The sequence below is a fragment of the Deinococcus aerius genome (assembly GCF_002897375.1).
Classification (GTDB): domain Bacteria; phylum Deinococcota; class Deinococci; order Deinococcales; family Deinococcaceae; genus Deinococcus; species Deinococcus aerius.
In genome coordinates this window covers 63,967-83,013 of the sequence record NZ_BFAG01000006.1, presented here as the reverse complement: position 1 = coordinate 83,013, position 19,047 = coordinate 63,967, and the positions used below count along the sequence as shown (strand labels likewise).

Below are 19,047 nucleotides of genomic sequence, written 5' to 3'. Positions count from 1 at the left end.
GGTCCAGATGAACAAGATGCTGACGGTTATTTTCCGCACCCTCGCTGCCAAGGCCATCCCGGCTATCGAGGCGCAGGCCATCCAGTACTACCTCCAGCACGCGGCCGAGCTGAAGGGGAAGGCCGACCTCGCCCTCGACTACGCCATGCGGCAATACGCCGACCTCACGCGCAACGTGCCCCTGCTGAACACGACAACCCTCGACGATACGATGGTGCGCGAGCAGCTCCGGCAGGCACTCGCCTGGGCGTGGGAGCGGGCTGACGAGCGCGTGAAGCAGGCGGCGCGGGACGTGCGCCAGGCTGAGACCCAGCCGCCCGTCACGGACGCGCCCGAGGTCGAACCCGGAGGAATCCAGTGAAGCGGCTGAGGGTGTCCGCGCTCCTAGGCTGCCTGCTGCTCGCCGCGTGTGCGCCGGGGCTGACGCGGCCCGCCTCCGAGCCCGACCCGGACGGCGGGGGGCTACGGTTCATGGGCACCACGCTGTTCTTTGGGGCGGGGCTCAGCGACGTGCTTGACCTGTCCATCCTCATCAGCGGGACGGACCTGCGCGTCAACGCTCCCCAGTTCTGCCGTGTAAATCGGGCGGACATCGAATGCACGGTGCCGAAGCTGCCCAAGGGTGGCAACTTCGTGTTGCCCATGCGCGGGAGCAACATCAGCGCCGTGGCGACGTACAAGCGGCTGAGCGGGAAGTCCTACGGCAGCGAGGCGCGGCAGTGACGCGGCCGACCATCGGGCGAGCTGTCCATTACGTTCTCGCCAATGGGCAGCACCGGGCGGCCACGGTGGTCAACGCCTGGCCGCAGGCTCACGGCGAACAGGCGTATATCGCCAATTTGACCGTGCAGCTCGACCAACTGAACGACCTCCAGAGCGACCGGGTGGAGGAGGGTGACCTCAGCTCTCCGAACTCCAGGGCGGGGTACGCCCGTCCCGCCCTCGTCCCTCAAGGTGCCACCGCACGGACCCCGGGCACCCTCGCCGTAGGTAGCGCCAAGAACGACGAGGACGCCAAAGCCCCCGGCACCTGGCACTGGCCGGAGCGCGACGAGTAACGGACAACTTGAGCCGAACCGCCCCCAACCCGGCACTCGCTGGGCGGGGGGCCTTTCCTGGGAGGGACGTGACATGGAAGCCGTGACGATAGACCACGACCCGCCCACCATCAACCACACGAACGTCAGGAGCGGCCAGACGCTCACCTGGGGATTCGGGGAGGAGTCGGCGCCGGAAGACCTCAGCGGCCGGGTGGTCGAGCTGATCCTTGACCCGGGCACACAGGCGCAGCAGCGGGACGCCATGAGCGTCGCGGCGCCGCTCGGGCTGGTGAGTTGGGCGGTCCCGGCGACCTGGCGCGGCCCCAGCAAATACCTGATCCTGGTGGACGGTGAGGCGTGGGTGGAGGGGTTGCTCCAGCCCGCGGCCACGCGGGTGACCCCATGAGCGACCGCGTGGTGCGCGTGTTTCAGCCCGTGCGCGTGGTGCGGAGCCCGGGCGGCACGCCCGCCGTGGTCCGCGTGGTGCCGAGCATCGCCCGGGTCGTGCGGGCCAGTTCGCTCGTGCTCCGCGCCTCCTCGGAGCGACTGCCTGCCCGGGGGGGCTATCCGGCGTCCAGCTTCGCAGAGCGAGTGGACGCTCTCCAGGACCGCAAGGCGGAGGGGGCCGACGTGGTGGCGCTGGCCGAACGGGTGGGCGATACGGAGGCCCGGCTCAGCGGGCTGGAGGGGGCGCCCGACCTCTACCTCCAGCCCACGCGGCCCGCCGTGCCCGCTGGGACCACATATCTCTGGGTACAGACGGGACTGGGGCCTGACGGGACCGGCTACAGCCTCTGGTTCGAGGATGGCGAGGTGGGACATGGCACTGCATAACCTGCTGGGAGGGCTCGCCCTCGACACGACACTCCAGGAGGCGGCGGCAAAGCTGGAGGCCCAGCGAGTGTTGCTGCTGCAACTGGCGACACAGGGCACCTTGGAGGACCTCCTGACGGCCCTGGAGGAGCAAAACACCCTCCTCCAGCAGCAGCAGCAGCCCGTCCTGGAGGAGCAGCGCGACCTGCTGGGCGACGTGGCGCGGGACGCCACGCTGCGCGAGCTGCTGACCTTCATGGAGGGCCAGAAACCCTTTGCCCGCACGATCACCGACGCCATGCGCGTGCAGATCGAGGGGATGCCGCCCACGGCGGTCTATTGGGGCAACGCCGGATGGACGGCGTACTACGGCACGGGCGCCCCGATGAGTATGGACGCCCGGCATCAGCAGGCCGAGGTGAGCGCCCAGACGTTCCAGGCCACCCGCAGCCGCTGGACCATCACCTGAGGAGGCAAGATGCCCGTCAACTACAACTTCAAGAAGGGGATCGACCTCCCCAACTGGCAATGGTTGGCCTTCTTTCAGGCCGGGGTGTCCTATCACGGCACGTCCAACATCTACGACGGGCGGCGCTACCTGTACTGGGCGGTGCAGTACGGCACGACCAGCGTGGTGGCCGGCACGAGTCAGCTCTGGCGATTCGACACCTGGACGGGCGGCTGGCAATACCTCGCCACGACCGCCAGCGGCGGGTACGGCATGGACATCGAGTATGATCCTGTCCGCAATGTTCTGTTGATCCTGATCGGGGCCGGGACGACCTCCTGGCAGGTGTTCAACCTCAACCTCGTGGCCGTCACGGTCGCCAACGTCGTCTGCGCCCCATTCGCGCTGACCACCATCGCCACGGCCCTGCCTGCGGCGGCGAGCTACGGCGCGTCATTCACTCTCCCCAACGACCTGGAGGTGGGCGGGGTCATCGACAATGGCGTGGTCGCAGCGGGCACTACCGCCTCTTCCCTCGTGACGACCGATGCCACGGCCAACTATGGCGGGGGCTTAGTCGGCCTCCAGATACGGTTCACGTCGGGCACCCTGGGCGGGCAGACCCGCACGATCAGCGCCGTGCCCGCCCGCGGCACGCTGACGCTCGCCTCGGCTCTCGGGGCTGTTCCGGCGACCGGTGACACGTTCGTGATCGAGGTGCCCGGTGGGACGGCCACAGGCGGCACCACGACCACGCTGACCCGCACCGGGGCGGCCTGGGCGGCGAACATGTACGCCAACAGCGACGTGGTCATCACGGGCGGGACGGGCGCGGGCCAGCGGCGGCGGATCGCCAGCAACACAGTGGATACGTTGACGCTGGCCGCCGCTGTAACGGGCAACCCCCGCACGGGCGCGTTCGCCACCGCGCCGGACGCCACCAGCACGTTTTCCATCGTGCCCAGTAGCGATTTCCTGTACTACCAGCCGGGACAGACCAGCGCGGCCCTGCACCGCATCGACCTCGTGCAGACCACGGGGGTGGCCTGGAGCGCGGCGCTCGCCTCCGCTCCGGGGACGCCGGGTGGGGGGGCCAACACGATGTTTCCCTCGCTCTACGCGCCGTTCCAGATTCTGTGTGCGCGGGGGGCTGGGACCAGCAACATCTACAGCTACAACATCGGGCTGGGCACCTGGAGCACGCTGGCGACGTTCTGGGGCAGCGAGACGATCAACACGGGCGCCAGCGTGTGTCTGATCCCGGGCAAGCGCAAGATGTTTGTCTCCAAGGAAGGGTCGCCGCGCACCTACGTCCACGACCTGCTGACCGGCGTGCTGGAGCCGGGGCCGCTGGTGCCGTACGCGAGCCCGGGCGCCTACGACGGCAAGCGCGCCCGGCACGTGATGACGCCGGACGGCGCCCGGTTCCTCTACCTGCTGCGGGCGGGCGGGCAGGAGTTTTTCCGGGCGCCGGTGGAGTGGCTGGACTGAGGTGTCGGGCCACCTTCGACTCCACACACAATCGGGTAGGATGGGGGAGCCTCAGCGCGCGCAGTCCGGTTGGCACCCGGGCGGGGTGACGGTCCCCCTATGAGTTGGCCCGCAAGGCAACCAACAGCCGAACGCCCCCCTCACCGGGGCGTTTTACGTGCCGCACTACTCCCCGATACGTTCTGGTGTCGGCCCAGGCGGCAGAGTGCCCCCGCCGGTTGGCTGGGGGCGCTGAAGCCTCCTGCAACAGCAGAACGGTTTTTACCCCCTGCAACTCTCAGCCGGGCGCTCGTGCGGACGCAAATAATTATATGTCCATCTGCGAGAAATTACGTGTCCACGGCGTGGACACGTAATTTCTCGCAACGTGGACACGTAATTATTTGCGTGACAGCTACCGCTTCTCCAGCGCCAGTTCCACCAGCCGGGTCACGAGGTCGCTGTAGCTCAGACCCGCCGCCTCGAAGAGCTTGGGATACATGGAGGTCGTGGTGAAGCCGGGCATGGTGTTCACCTCGTTCAGGAAGAGGCTCCCCGTCTCCTCGACGTAGAAGAAGTCCACCCGGGCCAGCCCGGCGCAGTCGAGCGCCCGGAAGGCGGTCAGGGCGAGGGAGCGCACCCGCTCGGCCACCTCAGCAGGCAGCGGCGCGGGGACAAACATGGTCGCGCGGCCCTCGGTGTACTTCGTCTCGTAGTCGTAGAACTCGGCGTCAAAGCGCAATTCGCCGACGGGGCTGGCGACCGGCGCGTCGTTCCCCAGGATGCCGACCTCAACCTCACGCGGCCGGTGAGGGGTCATCGCCTCCAGGATCACCCGGCGGTCGAGGCTGAAGGCGAGGTCGAGCGCCCGGGTCAGCTCGCCCGGGTGGGAAACCTTGCTGATCCCCACGCTGGAGCCCAGGTTGGCGGGCTTCACGAAGAGGGGGTAGCCCAGCTCCCCCGCCCGGGCGCACACCTCCTGCGGGCGGTCCTGCCACTCGCGGCGCACGGCGAGGCGCCACTCGACCTGCGGAATTCCGGCCGAGGCGAGGACCTGCTTGGTCATCACCTTGTCCATGCTGACCGCCGAGCCCAGCACCCCCGAGCCGACAAAGGGGATGCCCGCCAAGGTCAGCAGGCCCTGGATGGTGCCGTCCTCACCCATGGGGCCGTGCAGCAGCGGGAAGACCACGTCGTAGCCCTCGGCGCTCGCCGCGCGGTGCAGCACGAGGTCGCCGCCGCGCTGGGCCTGGCCGGTCTCCAGTGCCCGCTGCGTGTCGGTGGGGGGAAGCCAGCGGCCCTGGGGGCTGATGACCACGGGGGTCACGTCGAACTGGTCGCGCGGCAGGGCCTTCAGGACGCTGCGGGCACTCATCAGGCTGACCTCATGTTCCCCGGACTGTCCGCCCGCCAGCAGCAGGATGCGTTTCTTCACGGGGCGCAGTATGGCACTGCCAAAGCTCAAAAGGCTCAAAGAGAGCAAGAACCGCGCGGGGGACTGCGGCCCCCGCCACTTTTGCTTCTCCGCGTTTTCTCACATCTGCCGCTCAGCCTACGCTATGATGCTTACCGTTTACCTAACAGGTGTTTGGCGTGCATCCCGGAACGGGAGCGTGACCGGCACCCTATCTGTAGGAGAAGCTATGAAGAAACTGGCGATGCTCAGCACCCTCCTTCTCGCTGGCGCGGCCCTTGCCGTTGCCCCCAAGGACACCCTTGTGGTGCAGGAGGCCAGCGATATCCCTACCCTGGACCCCGGCGTGACCTACGACACGGCGTCGGGCGCCATCGTGGAGAATATCTACGAGACGCTGGTGACCTACAAGGGCGCCAGCCTGCGCGACCTGGAGCCGCTGCTGGCGACCAAACTGCCCACGGTGACCAACGGCGGCAAGACCTACACCTTCGACCTGCGCAAGAACGTGAAGTTCCACACCGGCAACACGATGACCTGCCGCGACGCGGAGTACTCCTTCGAGCGCAACCTGGTGACGAACTCGGCCGAGTCGGGCAACTGGTTTATCAGCGAGTCGCTGCTGGGCACCCAGGCGAACGCCAACGACGACAAGTCCATCACCTGGGCCAAGATTGACAAGGCCGTCGAGTGCAACAACGCGGGCCAGCTCGTCTTCACGCTGCCCCAGGTGGACCCCGCCTTCCTCGCCAAGCTCGCGTACACCGGGCAGAGCATCGTGGACTCCAAGCACGCCATCTCGATCGGCGAGTGGAAGGGCACCGAGGCCGACTGGAAGAACTGGGTCGGCAAGGACCTGACGGACTCCAACCTGAACAAGCAGCCCAGCGGCACGGGTGCGTACCGTCTGGTGCGACGCGACGCCAACGCGACCCTGCTTCAGGCCTTTGACGGCTACTGGGGCAAGAAGCCCGCGATCAAGAACGTCGTGATCCAGAAGGTGCCGGAAATCGCCGCGCGCCAGCAGGCCTTCCTGCGCGGCGACGCCGACATCATCGAGGGCGGCGGGCGCAGCGTGGACACCGAGCAGATCAAGGGCAAGCCCGGCGTGCGCTGGATCGACAACCTGCCCAACACCTCCGCGACGGCGATCTTCATGAACCAGAAGATCCAGGACCCCAAGCTGCTGGGCAGCGGCAAGCTGGACGGCAAGGGTATTCCGGCGAACTTCTTCAGCGACGTGAATGTCCGCCGCGCCTTCAGCTACGCCTTCAACTACGCGCAGTACATCCAGGACGTGCAGCAGGGCCAGGGCAAGCAGCGCACCATGCTGCTGCCGGACTCCTTCCCCGGCTACGACCCCAAGGTGAAGACCTACAAGTTCGACCGCAAGCAGGCCGAGGCGTACTTTAAGCGCGCCTGGGGCGGCAACGTCTGGAAGAACGGCTTCACCCTGACCGCGAACTACCGCGCGGGCAGCGTCGGCGCCCAGACGATGATGGAGATCCTGAAGCGCAATGTCGAGGCGCTGAATCCCAAGTTCAAGATCAACATCCAGCCCAAGCAGTGGTCCGAGATGCTGGCCGACTCCAAGAGCGGCAAGGAGGCCATGATCTCGATCGGCTGGGCGCCCGACTACGCCGACCCCGACAACTTCATGTACACCTTCTACGCGTCGGACGGCTTCTACTCGCCGCGCAGCAACTTCAAGGACGCCTCGCTGGACAAGTGGCTCAAGCAGGCCCGCCAGACGGTCAACGTCGCGCAGCGCAACCGCCTGTACAGCCTGGTCGGCAACCGCGCCTACGAGCAGGCGTACTACATGCTGGTGCCCGCCCCCGTGAATTACACCTTCGTCCGCGACAACCTTCAGGGCGTCAGCGCGGCCAACTACAACCCGCTGATCTCCTTCTCCTACACCGGCACCTTCTGGAAGGAACTCAGCAAGAAGTAAGCCGCCTGGGCGGCGGGGGGATGGCGAGATCACGGCCATCCCCCCGCTCCTCCGTTTCATCTGGCCTTTAGCTTTCCCCGCCAGAATGGGCGGCTGGACTCCCGGGTCCGCGGGCGGAAGGTTTACACTGACGTTCGCTTCCCGGCTCACCGGGCGCTCCTGCCCCGGCAGCCTTCCCATCTCCCTTCTCTCTGGCCCCCTTCCGCGCCCCGGCGGGAAGACCGCCCGGCCACCTTCCGAGGAATCCATGCTCAATTTCATCGTTCGGCGGCTGATTCAGGTTCCCCTGGTCATGCTCGCGCTCTCCCTGCTGATTGTCGGGCTGACCCAGCTCCTGACGCCCGAGCAGCGCGCCGCCGGGTACATCCGCAGTGACCAGCAGGCCGCCCGCCTGGAGGCGATCATCGAGGAACGGGGCCTGCGCGACCCCTTTATCGTTCAATACGGCAAGTGGCTGGGCAGCACGCTCCAGGGCGACCTGGGCTTCTCGCGCGCCAGCGGCCAGGACGTGGTCCAGACGATTCGCGAGCGGCTCCCGAACACCGTCGAGCTGACGCTGCTCACCGCCCTGCCGATCCTGCTGCTGGGCATCTGGCTGGGTACCCTCAGCGCCCTGAACAAGGACCGGCTGATCGACCAGATTCTGCGCGTGCTGACCATCATCGGGTACAGCCTGCCCACCTTCGTGCTGGGCATCGTGCTGCTGGCCGTCTTTTACGGCTACCTGGGCTGGCTGCCGGGCGCCGGGCAGGTCAGCATCCTCAACCAGTTCGCGCTGGGGGACCTGAAACGCTACACCGGGCTGCTCAGCCTGGACGCCGTCCTGAATGGCCGCTGGGACATCGCCTGGGACGTCTTGCAGCACATGATCCTGCCCGCCGCGACCCTGACCGTGGTGAGCGTGACGACCTTCGTGAAGGTCATGCGCAACTCCATGCTGGAGGCGCTGACGAGCGACTACGTGCGGACGGCGCGGGCCAAGGGGCTGGCCGAGCGGGTGGTCAACAACAAGCACGCCCGCCGCAACGCGCTGCTGAGCATCGTGACGCTGGGCGGCTTCCTGATCATCAACCTGCTGGGCGGGTCGCTGATCACCGAGTTCATCTTCGGGTATCCGGGCGTGGGGCTGTGGATGGTGGACGCCGGGCTGCGGCTGGACATTCCCGCCGTGCTGGGCTTCGCGCTGCTCTCGGCGCTCATCGTGGTGCTGGTGAGTACGGCCGTGGACATTCTGTACGGGGTGGTTGACCCCCGCGTGAGGTTCGACTGATGACCACCACTGCTCCTGTTCCCGCCCCCGCCCCCAAGCGCAGCCGCTGGCAGCTGTTCTGGACCGGCCCGGCCGTGCGGAAGCTGCGGCGCAACCGGCTGGCCGTGACCGGCCTGATCATCACGCTGGTGTTCGGCCTGATCGCCCTGTTCGCGCCGCTGATCGCCGCGCCCCAGGGCAACTGCCTGCGCGACCTGAACATCTCCACGCCCAGCGCGGTCTATAACCCCCTGGGCGGCACCTTCTGGCAGGCCGTCCTCGCCCCCCCGCGCAGTTGCTACCAGATCGAGCGCCTCAGCTTCTCCTCGACGCCCACGCCCCCCGGCCCCGAGGCCGTCTTCGGCACCTCCAACGGCTACAGCATCTTTTACGGCCTGATCTGGGGCACCCGCACCGCCCTCAAGATGTCGTTTATCATCGTGGCGATCACGCTGCTCACCGGCGTCATCATCGGGGCGATCAGCGGCTACTACGGGGGCTGGGTGGACAATCTGGTGCAGCGCTTTATCGACGTGCTGTTCGCCATGCCGCCCCTGGTTCTCACGGTCGTGCTGCTGACCATCCTGCGGGCCAAGAACCCCGGGGGCGACCCCACGGGGCCGATCATCCTGGCGTTTTCCATCGCCGGATGGGCGGGATACGCCCGCCTGGTGCGCGGCGACGTGCTGAGAACCCGGCAACTGGAATACGTGGACGCCGCCCGCAGCCTGGGCGCACGCGACTGGCGCCTGATCCTGAGGCACGTCATCCCCAACAGCCTGACCGGTGTGCTGACCATCGCCGTGCTGGACCTGGGCACCATTCCCCTCAGCGTCGCGGCCCTGTCCTTCCTGGGGCTGGGCTTCGAGAGCGGGTACGCCGAGTGGGGCCAGCTCGTCGAGTTCGCCCGGCCCTGGCTCAAGCCCGACTACTGGTACGTGCTGCTCTTCCCGGCGCTCTTCATCGTGACCTTCAGCCTCGCCTTCAATCTCTTCGGAGACGGCCTGCGCGACGCGCTGGACCCCAAGAGTCGCTGACCTCCGCCCTCCTGACCGCACGCCCCCGCCGCTCAGGCCGGGGCGTGTTCGTTTGCCCAGGGCCTGCTCCTCGCCCACACGATCAGGTCGCCGTCCTCCTCGTCCCAGGCGGCGCCGATGCGCGTAAAGCCCAGTTTTTCGAGCACCCGGGCACTGGCCGGGTTGGTCGTCGCTGTCTGCGCGGTGACCCGCCGCACCTCGGGCCGGGCGAGCAGGGCCGCGACGAGGGCACCCACCGCCTCCGTCGCGTAGCCCCGGCCCCAGACCTCGGGGTTGAGGCCGTAGCCGATCTCCAGGTCTCCCTGTTCGTCCGGCTGCCCCTTGGCCCCCATCTGCCCGACCGCCGTGAGGGTGGCGCGCTCGACCAGGGTGGCGCTCCAGGCCTCCTCCCCGGGGTCGAAGGTGGCCAGCTTGTGCGGGAACATCGGGAGCGGGTCGCCGGGCCAGGCGGGCGGGTAGATGACGGTGAGCGGGCCAGCGGGGGTCGGCACCGTGGCCGTGAAGTGGTCCCGGGTCAGCCGCCGCTCAATCACCTCGCGGGTGAGGGGGACGAGCAGCAGGCGGGAAGTTTCGGCGTACATGGGGTCCAGCGTAGGGGAGGCAGGCCCCGGAGCCCTCCGCCGAATGGCGCAGAGGGTCCCGTCAGACGCCCCGGGCAGTCGCCGCCCGCACCCAGCGGGGCACGCTGGTCCAGGCCAGGACGAGGGCGAGGGCCGCGACCCCACACAGGAGGGCGAGGACGGCGGGCTGGCCCAGGAAGGCGCAACCCAGCAGGAAGGGTACGGCGGGCGCGGCGCCGCCCTGGATGGCCGCCGTGAGGGCCGGGCGGGAGGGGGGCTGACCGCCGCCGCGGGCCGCCATCCCGGCGAGGCGCAGGACGATGAGCGCGAGCAGCGCGGCCACCCCGGCGAGCCCGGCGGCCCAGGGCAGGTGCAGCGGTGCGGGGCGGGTCAGCAGGTACAGGCCCCCCAGCGGCAGCCCCGGCAGGGCGAGGGCCAGAAAGGCGACGGCCTGCGCGCGGCGGGCGGCGCGGGTGAGGTCGGCGGCCTCCCCGGAGCGCAGCTCGCGGGCGAAGGTCTCAAGCATCGGCGGGGGTGGGGGCCAGGTCCACGGTGGCGGGCACGCCGCCCACCTCCACCGCGTCCCCTGAAAGCAGTTCCTTCCGCAGCCGCGCCAGGCTCAGGCCCCCCGCGTGCTGGCCCGCCTGCCCCACAACCCGGCCCTCCCGGGTCACCTCGGCGTGGCCAGGCAGGCCCTCCCCGCGCAGCCGGGCGAGGTGGTAGCGGGCATTGCCCCGCGCCTCCAGCCGGGCCATGATCTCCTGACCCACGTAGCAGCCCTTGCGGTAGCTGATGGCGGGAAGGGGGCCGCCCACGTCCAGCCCGACCTCGGGCGGGAGGACGCCGACGAAACCGTCGCGGGTAATGTCGGGGATGCCCGCCCTCACCCGCGCGGCGTCCAGAGCGTCCAGCGGCGCCTCCTCTCCCCCGAGTGCGGCGAGGACGGCCTCCTCGTGGCGGGTCAGGAAGTGCAGGTCCACGCCGGGGCGCCCCGTGCGGTTCACCCGGCCCCCGAGGACCGTTCCCCCCGCCAGCTCGAAGGTCTGGGCGTCCCCCCCCCGCGGGTTCCAGTCGGGCAGGGCCGCCTCGTCCCAGACGTGGACCGTTCGCAACTCCCCCGACAGGTCCGCCAGTTCCACCTGATCGAAGATGATGTAGCGCCGCAGCCGCGCGGCGAGGGCCTCGGCCTGCCCGGCGTCCAGGTGGAGGTACACGTCCTCCTGACGCCTGTAGGCCCGGGCGAAGAACTCGATCTGGCCGCGCACGTTCAGGAAGCAGCAGGCGACGACCCCCGGCGTGGGGGCGCCCCGCAGGTCGTTCGTCATCTGCCCATGCACGAAGTCCACGCGGTCCGCGCCGGTCACGCGCAGGGCGCTCGAAGGAAGCCGGGTCCACATGAGGGCAGGGTACGGGAAAACGGGAGGGCGGTTCGTGGCGAAGTCCCCCGGTTCAGTCGCTCGCCAGCGCCAACTGCCGCTCCTGACGGCTTATCCGCGCCTCGCGGGTCAGGTACCAGCGGGCGAGATCGGAAACGGCCTCGCGGATGATCGCCTCAGCGCGGGGGAGGGCCGCGCGGCGGCTTTGCAGGTTGCGGCTCACGATGGCGGTGAGGTCGTCGAGGTTGTAGAGGTGCGCGCCGGGCACGTCGGCGAGGTCGGGGGCCAGGATGCGCGGCACGCTGATGTCGATCAGGAACATGGGGCGCCCGGGACGACCGGCCAGGGCCGCCTCGACCCCCGCCCCATTCAGGACGTAGTGGGGCGCGGCGCTCGACGCGATCACCACGTCGGCCTCGGGCAGCACCTCGTGCAGGTACTCGGCGGCGCAGGCGCGGCCCCCCAGCCTGTCGGCGAGCTGCCGCGCGCGCGCCTCGGTGCGGTTGACCACGATCACGTCGCGCACGCCCGCCGCCCGCAGGTGGGTCAGCGTCAGCTCGGCCGTCTCGCCCGCCCCGAGGATAAGGGCCGTGCGGCGCGTGAGGTCACCGAGCGCGGCCTGGGCGAGTTCGACGGCGGCGCTCGACACGCTGACCACCTTGTCACTCAGGCCCGTCTCGCTGCGGACGCGCTTCCCGGCGGCGAGGGCGCCCTGGGCGACCTTGTTGAGCAGTGTGCCCGACAGGCCCCGGGTGTGGGCCTCCTGCCAGGCGCGCTTGACCTGGCCCTGAATCTGCGTCTCGCCGATCACCAGGCTGTCGAGCCCCGCCGCCACGCGGTACAGGTGCGCGACGGCCGCGTCGCCCCGGTGGACGTACAGGTGGCCCTCCAATGCGTGACCCCAGGCGCCCTGGAAGGCGCTGACCGGGTCCCCCTCTATCCCCGCGAGGTACACCTCGGTGCGGTTGCAGGTGGCGAGCAGCATGACTTCGCGCGCGTGGAGGGCCAGATGCGAGAGGATGGCCGCCTCCTCCCCGGCGCGGACGGCGGCGCGCTCACGGACCTCGACCGGGGCGGTCTGGTGGTTGAGGCCGACCACGGCGAAGTCGAGCGGCGCGGGGGGCAGGATGCTCGGCCCCGCGAGGAAGGCACGGGCGGTCGGGCAGGCGAGCGTCACGCGGCCCCCCCGGCGACGAGGCCCAGCGCCGCGCGGATGTCGGCGCGCAGCCCCGCGAGTTCGCGCTCGCGCTCGGCGGGGGCCAGGCTCAGCGCCCGCTCGCGCCGCCCGGCCCAGGCGTTCACGGCAGCCTCGTCGGGCAGCAGCGCCGCGACGCGCTCGCCCAGGGCCCGCGCGAGCAGGGGCAACTCGCGCCCCGTCGTGACGGCCACCTGCATCCCGCCGCGCCGGACAACCGCCGGAAAGCGCAGGGTGCCCCTCGCCGCGTCGCCCGCGTGGTTGACCAGAACGCCTGCGACCCGGGCATCCGCCGTGACGGCGTCGTTCACGGCGGCGCTGTTCGTGGCGGCGACAACCACGCGCGCATCCCGGATGTCCCCCGGCTGGTAGGGCCGCCGCTCGGCCCGCACGGGCAGGCCCAGGAGGTCGGGGTGCAGCTCCGGGGCCACGACCGTCACGCGCAGGCCCGCCTCCAGCAGGGTCCGCACCCGGCGCAGGGCGACCGGGCCGCCGCCCACCACCAGGGCCCGCTCGCCCCGCAGATCGAGAAACGCCGCCAAACTCACAGGGCGCAGCATACCGTGTCCCAACCGGGGCGGGCGTCCCCGACCGACCGGTAAGAATGCGGACAGGACGGGATTTTCCGGGTTGATGGACGGCCCCGGGGGCTGGCGTGAGGGGTGGACGGACTTCTTTCCGGCCCGGCGCTCACCCCCGGAAGGAACGTTCCACCGGCTCCGGCTGCCCCTCCATCAGGCCTAGGAAGGCGGCGACCACCCCCGGGTCGAAATGCCGCCCGGCCTCGGCGCGAATGATGTCCAGCGCCTCGGCCACGGGGCGGGCGGCGTGGTAGGGCCGCGCGTGGGTCAGGGCGTCGAACACGTCCACCAGGGCGAAGATGCGGGCCAGGAAGGGGATCTCTTCGCCCCGCAGCCCGTCGGGGTAGCCGGTGCCGTCCCAGCGTTCGTGGTGCGAGCGGATCACGGCGAGGACCTCGGGCGACATGGCGGGGATGCAGCGCACGAGCGCCTCGCCGGTGAGGACATGGTCGCGCATGAGCGCCCGCTCGGCGGGGGTGAGGGGTCCCGGCTTGAGCAGCACCCCGTCGGGCACGCTGAGCTTGCCGATGTCGTGCAGGTACGCCCCCTGGCGCAGCGCGTCCAGCGGCTCCTCGCCCAGCCCCAGGGCGCGGCCCAGCCGCTCGGCGAGCGCCACGGCCCGGCTGGTGTGGCCCTGCGTCTCGTAGTCGCGGGCCTCCAGCGCCAGCCCCAGGGCGAGCAGCGCCCCCTCGCGCGCGGCGGCGGCCCGCTCGGCCTCGAAGGTGCGCTCCAGCGTGACGGTCCCGGAGTTGGCGAAGATGACGAGCAGCGCCTCGTCCCGCGCGCTGAAGTCGGGCGCGATCCGGCCCGCCGTGAGCACGCCCAGCAGCTTGCCCCCCGGCGTGCGCAGCGGCGCGAACAGGGCCGACTGGGTCGGCGAGCCGGGCAGGCGCACGGTCTCGGGCGGCAGCGCGTCGCCGCGGACATGCAAGACGGGCTCCGGCGCCAGGGCCGCCCGCCACGAGAGGCCCTGACCGCGCGGCAGAACCACACCGAGTTCCGAGGCGTGCTCGCCCGCCTCCGCGGTCACCCGCAGCGAGTCCTGCGCGGGGTCGTAGCGCAGGAACAGCGCGTAACGGGTGCCCAGCAGGCTGACCGTGAGCCGGGTCAGGACCTCCTCGATCTGCGCGCCCGACCGCGCCCCCAGCAGCGCCCCGCTGAGTTCGCGCAGCACGCCGAGTGCGGCCCAGTCGTCCGGGTTCACGTTCCCTCCGGGGTCGGGAGACAAGAAGGGGGCAAAAGGAGCGCCCATGTGAACAGCTTGACAGGTTCAGCGCGCCCACTTCTGCCGGAAAGCCGATGAATTTTTCTCAGCCCACCTCACCTATAAATGTGTCCACCGTCCCGGAGTGCGGGAGTGACGGCTCCGCCCCCCCTGTGCGCCCCAGCCTGCCCCTTGAAGGAGGTGCGGGACAGCTCGCTCCGCGCGGCTGGGGGCTTTTCCCGGCGCATCCACCTCAGCGGCCAGAAGAGGGGGCACCCTCCCGTTCCAGCGCCGCCTGCGCGGCGGCATCGGCCAGCGCCTCCAGGGTGGCCTCCCGAGCGACGGTCACCCGGGAAAAGCCCGCCTCCCGCGCCGCGTCCGCCGTCTGCGGCCCCATCGCGGCGACCGTGAGGTCCGTCCCCGCCAGCGCCGCGAGGTGCCGGGCCGCGCTCCCCGAGGCGAGGGTCACCACGTCCGCCGCCCGCAGCCGCGCGAGCGCCCCCTCGTCCAATATCGCGGGTTCGGTGCGGTAGAGTTCCGCGCGCCCGTACCGCACGCCCCTCGCCGTGAGCCCGCGCTCCAGCTCGTCCTCGGCAACCTGGCTGGTGAGGTGCAGGGCGACCTCGCCGGGCCGGGCGGGCAATTCGGCGGCGAGGTGCCGCGCGCCGGGGGTGGAGGGCACGAAGTCGGCCCGCAGCCCATGCTCGGCCAGCGTCCGGGCCGTGCTGGGGCCGACGGCGGCCAGCCTCATCCCGGAGAGCGCCCGGGCGTCCAGGTCCCGCTCCGTCAGGAACTCGAACAGCGCCCGGACCGCCTGATTGCTCGTCAGGAGGAGCCAGCCGCCGAAGTCGTGCAGCGCCTCCTCCACCCGCCCGGGGGCGCGGCCGGGGGCGAAGCGGATCAGGGGGACCTCCAGCACCGAGGCGCCCCGCGCGCGCAGCAGGTCAGCCAGCGCGCTCGCCCCGTCCCGCGTGCGGGTGACGGCGACCGTGCGGCCCGCCAGGGGACCCTGGGGCGGGGCGTCAAACCAGCGCAGGGTGTCCCGCAGCCGGGCAACCTCGCCCACGACGGTCACGGCGGGCGCCTCCAGCCCGGCCTCGCGCACGGCCCCGGCGATGGTGGCGAGCGTGCCCGTCGCCACCCGCTGCTGCGGCGTGGTGCCCCACTGAATGGTCGCGGCCGGAGTCTGCGGGTCCCGCCCGGCGGCGATCAGGTCGGCGCTGATCTCGCCCAGGTTCCGCACGCCCATCAGGAGTACCAGCGTGTCCACCCCGGACAGCCGCTCGTAGTGCGCCCCACCCTCCTTGGTATTCCCGGTGAGCACCGCAAAACTCCGCGCCGCCTCGCGGTGGGTGACCGGAATCCCGGCGTAGGCGGGGGCGGCGATGGCGCTCGTGACGCCGGGAACGATCTCGAACTCGATGCCCGCCGCGACGCACGCCTCGGCCTCCTCGCCGCCGCGCCCGAACACGAACACGTCGCCGCCCTTGAGCCGAGCGACCCGCTTCCCGCCGCCCTCGCGCGCCTTCTGCACGATCAGGGCGTTGATCTGCTCCTGCGAGATGTACTCCGAAAAGCCCTTCTTGCCCACGTAGATCGTCTCGGCGTCCGGGCAGTGGCGCAGCAGCTCGGGGTTGGCGAGGTAGTCGAACAGCACCACGTCGGCCTGCCGCAGCGCCTCGGCCCCGCGCAGGGTGAGCAGGCCCGGATCGCCCGGCCCCGCGCCGATCAGGGACACGAACGGGCGGGAGGTCCGGGGCGAGGTCTGGGCACTCATGCCCCCAGGCTAGCGGGCGGCGGCGGGGACAAATGCGGGGAGGGAGTTCTGGCCTTGCTTCCCCCTGCGGGGTGTGGAGAGGAGGGCCTGGACACCCTGACTGAGCCTGGGACGCCGTGCCCGCTCACCCCTCTCCTGCGGAGCTGTTCCAGTCCCAGCCTCCCCTCAAGACGCTTGATGTGAAATGAGAAGTGGGGCGAGGTGGGCTTTTCGTTGTCTGGCACGAGGGCGAGCTGCGCTCGCCACCCCTCTCCCCAACCCTCTCCCGCAAGGGGAGAGGGAGAAAAAGACCCTGGCTGAGACGGCATTCTCCCTATGGCACACCAGGCGTTCAAGGGGGAGGGGCTTTTTTTGCCGTGCCAAACACTAGTCTCTTGTGTTCCCCATCCAAGAGGGAGGGTTCTGCTTGTCACCCCAGTTCAACCTCGGCATTGGCAGGGAGGCCGCCTTCCCCTCCTTCACAGCCCTCTAGACTGGCCCGCGTGACCCTCTCCCCCGCCGACCTGCCCGCCGTGCGCGGGGCGCTGCTCGCGTGGTTCGACCGCGCCGGGCGCCCGCTGCCGTGGCGGGTGGGGCCGGAGGGCGGGCGCGATCCCTACCGGGTGTGGGTGTCGGAGGTGCTGCTCCAGCAGACGCAGGTGGCGCGCGGACAGGTGTATTTCGAGCGGTTCATGACTGCCTTTCCCACCGTGCAGGCGTTGGCGGACGCGCCCATCGAGGCCGTGTTGAAAGCCTGGGAAGGCTGCGGCTACTACGCGCGGGCCCGCAACCTGCACCGGGCGGCGGGCGTGATCGTGCGGGAGGGAATGCCCACGACCTACGAAGGCTGGCGGGCGCTGCCGGGCGTGGGGCCGTATACGGCGGCGGCGGTGGCGAGCCTCGCCTGCGGGGAGGCCCGGGCGGTGAACGACGGGAACGTGCGGCGCGTGCTGGCAAGGCTGCACGGCGAGCGGCAACCGACCCAAACCTGGGTCCAGGCGCGGGCCGACGAACTCTTCGACCCCGCCCGCCCCGGTGCCTTCAACGAGGCGGTAATGGATCTCGGGGCGACGACCTGCACGCCCAAGACCCCGAAGTGTGGCGAGTGCCCGCTGCAGGCGTGGTGCACGGCCTTCGCCTCCGGTTATCCGGCAGCCTTTCCCGCCCCCAAGGAGCGAGCGGCGGTGCGCGAAATCCACGCCGTCGCCCTGCTGCTCGGCGACGCCCGCGAGGCCGTCCTCGAACGCCGCGAGGGTAGTCTGCTGGGAGGCTTGATGGGCCTGCCCAACGAGGTCGTCCGCGAGGGCGAGACGCCTGAAAAGGCCCTTGCCCGGCTGGCCGAACGTCTGGGCGCGAGCGTGACGGGCGAACTTGGCACCGTCACCCACACCATGACCCACCGCCACCTGAACCTGACGGTATACGGCGGCCTGGGTGGACCGCCCCGCTCCCGCGTGTCCGACGCCGCCCTCTCGCGGCTGGACCACAAGGCGCTGGGGCTGTGGGAGAGGCGGCAAGACTCGTTGTTCGCGGGGGCGTGAGGGATTTTTGGAGGGCAGGCTAGCGTCTGCCACTCCCTCCCAGCCTCCCGCAAGGGGGGAGGAGGAACAGCGCCCAAGCTTTAGCTCTGTAAAACCGTCTCCTGTGGACGGCCGATCCCCACCCCTCGACTCGCACTCGCACCGCCTTCACCCCGCCTTGCTCGCGCAGCGAGACGGTGGGCACGCGGCTCAGCACACAACAAGATCAAACCTTGCTCGTCGAGAACACGACCTCCTGGCGAACTGGGCCGAGCCCCTTGCCCAGCGCAGCGCCGCTCCCCCTTCACCGAGAGGAGAGACACGTGAGCAGGCCTGGCGTCAACGCGCGGGCCGCCCCGCGCGGCGGAGTCGTCGCCCCCTCTGGGGGTAGGGGCTGGGGGGTGGGGCAAACGAGGGCAAGATACCCTGCCCCTTTTGGTAGACGCCCCCCTCCCCCCCACGCGCTACACTGGCCCGCGTTATGACCCGCAAGCCCCTCAAGCTCGCCGTCCGCACCGCGAAAAAAACGCGCGACGCGGCCCGCGGCGCCTTGCTGTGGGGCTACGAGCAACGCCTCGCCCGCGAGGTCAAAGCCCACGCGCGGCTGCCCCGCCACCTGGGCCTGATCCTCGACGGCAACCGCCGCTTCGCCCGGGCCGCGGGCGTCGAGCGCGAATTGGGCTACGAGTTCGGCATCGACAAGGCCCACGAGGTCCTCCAGTGGTGCCTGGAACTCGGCATCCCGGCGGTGACGATCTGGGTCCTCTCGACCGACAACATCGCCCGCGACCCGGACGAGGTGCGGCACCTCATGGGCCTCTTCGACCGCGAGGCGCGCAACCTCGCCCGCGACCCGCGCATCCACGCCAACCGGGTGCGGGTGCGCGCCATCGGGCAGCACCACGGCTTTCCGGGCAACGTGCTCGAGGCCCTGGGAGAACTGGAGGCCAAGACCGCCGGGTACGACGGGATGCTGCTCAACATCGCCGTGGGCTACGGGGGCCGCGAGGAGATCGTGGACGCGGTCAAGCAGCACCTCGCCGAGCAGGCGGCGGCGGGGAGGACGCTGGAGGACGTGACCGAGGCGCTGAAGCCGGAACACGTCAGCGCGCACCTGTACACGGCGGGGATGCCAGACCCCGACTTCATCATCCGCACGAGCGGCGAAATTCGGCTCTCGGGCTTCATGCTGTGGCAGAGCGTGTATTCCGAGTTCTACTTCTGCGACGTGTACTGGCCGGGTTTCCGGCGGGTGGATTTCCTGCGGGCCCTGCGCGACTTCCAGGGCCGGGAGCGGCGGTTCGGGAAGTAGGGCGGGGGGAAGCCGGACAAGTTAAGAAACAGTTCCCGCCGCACGGCGACACGTAGGCAGCGAGGGGTCCAGCCACGACCTCCAGGACTGACCCGACTGGTCGGCGTCCCGAGCGGCG

At 70.3% G+C, this 19,047-nt stretch carries 20 protein-coding genes; 12 read left to right on the top strand and 8 right to left on the bottom strand.

Features of this window, described 5'->3' with window-relative positions:
* Positions 1–7: 7 nt before the first annotated feature.
* The 7 genes from DAERI_RS09840 (at position 8) to DAERI_RS09810 (ending at position 3,792) form a co-directional block, all read left to right on the top strand.
* Positions 8–361: a hypothetical protein gene (locus DAERI_RS09840; protein ID WP_103129249.1), complete on the top strand. Its 354-nt coding sequence runs from the start codon at positions 8–10 to the stop codon at positions 359–361.
* Positions 358–723, top strand: a complete 366-nt coding sequence (locus DAERI_RS09835; protein WP_103129248.1) for a hypothetical protein — start codon at positions 358–360, stop codon at positions 721–723. The genes DAERI_RS09840 and DAERI_RS09835 overlap by 4 nt, the downstream gene beginning before the upstream one ends.
* Positions 720–1,058 carry a hypothetical protein gene (locus DAERI_RS09830; protein ID WP_103129247.1) on the top strand — a complete coding sequence of 113 codons (339 nt, stop codon included), beginning with the start codon at positions 720–722 and terminating at the stop codon, positions 1,056–1,058. The genes DAERI_RS09835 and DAERI_RS09830 overlap by 4 nt, the downstream gene beginning before the upstream one ends.
* A 73-nt stretch (positions 1,059–1,131) precedes the next feature.
* Positions 1,132–1,446 carry a hypothetical protein gene (locus DAERI_RS09825; protein ID WP_103129246.1) on the top strand — a complete coding sequence of 105 codons (315 nt, stop codon included), beginning with the start codon at positions 1,132–1,134 and terminating at the stop codon, positions 1,444–1,446.
* A complete protein-coding gene (locus DAERI_RS09820) occupies positions 1,443–1,874 on the top strand; it encodes a hypothetical protein (RefSeq protein WP_103129245.1) in 432 nt (143 codons plus the stop codon). The genes DAERI_RS09825 and DAERI_RS09820 overlap by 4 nt, the downstream gene beginning before the upstream one ends.
* Positions 1,861–2,322 (top strand): hypothetical protein, encoded by a 462-nt coding sequence (locus DAERI_RS09815; protein WP_103129244.1) that lies wholly within the window; start codon positions 1,861–1,863, stop codon positions 2,320–2,322. The genes DAERI_RS09820 and DAERI_RS09815 overlap by 14 nt, the downstream gene beginning before the upstream one ends.
* 9 nt (positions 2,323–2,331) lie before the next feature.
* Positions 2,332–3,792, top strand: a complete 1,461-nt coding sequence (locus DAERI_RS09810) for a hypothetical protein (protein ID WP_103129243.1) — start codon at positions 2,332–2,334, stop codon at positions 3,790–3,792.
* A 394-nt stretch (positions 3,793–4,186) separates the two neighbouring features.
* On the opposite strand, the gene DAERI_RS09805 is transcribed toward DAERI_RS09810, so the two are convergent.
* Positions 4,187–5,206, bottom strand: coding sequence for a D-alanine--D-alanine ligase family protein (locus DAERI_RS09805; protein ID WP_103129242.1), 1,020 nt, complete (start codon positions 5,204–5,206; stop codon positions 4,187–4,189).
* 208 nt (positions 5,207–5,414) lie between these two features.
* On the opposite strand from DAERI_RS09805, the gene DAERI_RS09800 reads away from it, so the two are divergent.
* The 3 genes from DAERI_RS09800 (at position 5,415) to DAERI_RS09790 (ending at position 9,425) form a co-directional block, all read left to right on the top strand.
* On the top strand, positions 5,415–7,139 hold the full coding sequence (locus DAERI_RS09800) for an ABC transporter substrate-binding protein (protein ID WP_103129241.1): 1,725 nt from the start codon (positions 5,415–5,417) through the stop codon (positions 7,137–7,139).
* Between the two features lie 247 nt (positions 7,140–7,386).
* Positions 7,387–8,409, top strand: coding sequence for an ABC transporter permease (locus DAERI_RS09795; protein ID WP_103129240.1), 1,023 nt, complete (start codon positions 7,387–7,389; stop codon positions 8,407–8,409).
* Entirely contained in the window at positions 8,409–9,425 is a 1,017-nt protein-coding gene (locus DAERI_RS09790) for an ABC transporter permease (protein WP_103129239.1), read from the top strand. The genes DAERI_RS09795 and DAERI_RS09790 overlap by 1 nt, the downstream gene beginning before the upstream one ends.
* A 32-nt stretch (positions 9,426–9,457) precedes the next feature.
* Here DAERI_RS09790 and DAERI_RS09785 read toward each other — a convergent pair whose 3' ends face one another.
* The 7 genes from DAERI_RS09785 to cobA all read right to left on the bottom strand — a co-directional run bounded on the left by DAERI_RS09785 (position 9,458) and on the right by cobA (position 16,118).
* Positions 9,458–10,006 (bottom strand): GNAT family N-acetyltransferase, encoded by a 549-nt coding sequence (locus DAERI_RS09785; protein ID WP_103129238.1) that lies wholly within the window; start codon positions 10,004–10,006, stop codon positions 9,458–9,460.
* A 61-nt stretch (positions 10,007–10,067) separates the two neighbouring features.
* Positions 10,068–10,511: a hypothetical protein gene (locus DAERI_RS09780; protein ID WP_103129237.1), complete on the bottom strand. Its 444-nt coding sequence runs from the start codon at positions 10,509–10,511 to the stop codon at positions 10,068–10,070.
* Positions 10,504–11,382 carry a CAF17-like 4Fe-4S cluster assembly/insertion protein YgfZ gene (gene ygfZ / locus DAERI_RS09775; RefSeq protein ID WP_103129236.1) on the bottom strand — a complete coding sequence of 293 codons (879 nt, stop codon included), beginning with the start codon at positions 11,380–11,382 and terminating at the stop codon, positions 10,504–10,506. The genes DAERI_RS09780 and ygfZ overlap by 8 nt, the downstream gene beginning before the upstream one ends.
* Before the next feature lie 52 nt (positions 11,383–11,434).
* Positions 11,435–12,538, bottom strand: a complete 1,104-nt coding sequence (gene hemA, locus DAERI_RS09770; protein ID WP_165794144.1) for a glutamyl-tRNA reductase — start codon at positions 12,536–12,538, stop codon at positions 11,435–11,437.
* The gene (locus DAERI_RS09765; RefSeq protein WP_235610332.1) at positions 12,535–13,104 is read right to left on the bottom strand and encodes a precorrin-2 dehydrogenase/sirohydrochlorin ferrochelatase family protein; all 570 of its coding nucleotides are present in this window, start codon (positions 13,102–13,104) and stop codon (positions 12,535–12,537) included. The genes hemA and DAERI_RS09765 overlap by 4 nt, the downstream gene beginning before the upstream one ends.
* A 142-nt stretch (positions 13,105–13,246) precedes the next feature.
* On the bottom strand, positions 13,247–14,341 hold the full coding sequence (locus tag DAERI_RS22385) for an HD domain-containing phosphohydrolase (protein WP_235610331.1): 1,095 nt from the start codon (positions 14,339–14,341) through the stop codon (positions 13,247–13,249).
* A gap of 253 nt (positions 14,342–14,594) precedes the next feature.
* Positions 14,595–16,118, bottom strand: a complete 1,524-nt coding sequence (gene cobA, locus DAERI_RS09755) for a uroporphyrinogen-III C-methyltransferase (protein ID WP_103129233.1) — start codon at positions 16,116–16,118, stop codon at positions 14,595–14,597.
* Positions 16,119–16,600: 482 nt separating this feature from the next.
* Between cobA and mutY the strand changes: the two genes are divergently transcribed.
* Both mutY and DAERI_RS09745 read left to right on the top strand, forming a co-directional pair.
* Positions 16,601–17,638: an A/G-specific adenine glycosylase gene (gene mutY / locus DAERI_RS09750; protein WP_103129232.1), complete on the top strand. Its 1,038-nt coding sequence runs from the start codon at positions 16,601–16,603 to the stop codon at positions 17,636–17,638.
* Between the two features lie 460 nt (positions 17,639–18,098).
* Positions 18,099–18,929, top strand: coding sequence for an isoprenyl transferase (locus DAERI_RS09745; protein WP_103129231.1), 831 nt, complete (start codon positions 18,099–18,101; stop codon positions 18,927–18,929).
* The last annotated feature ends 118 nt before the right edge of the window (positions 18,930–19,047 follow it).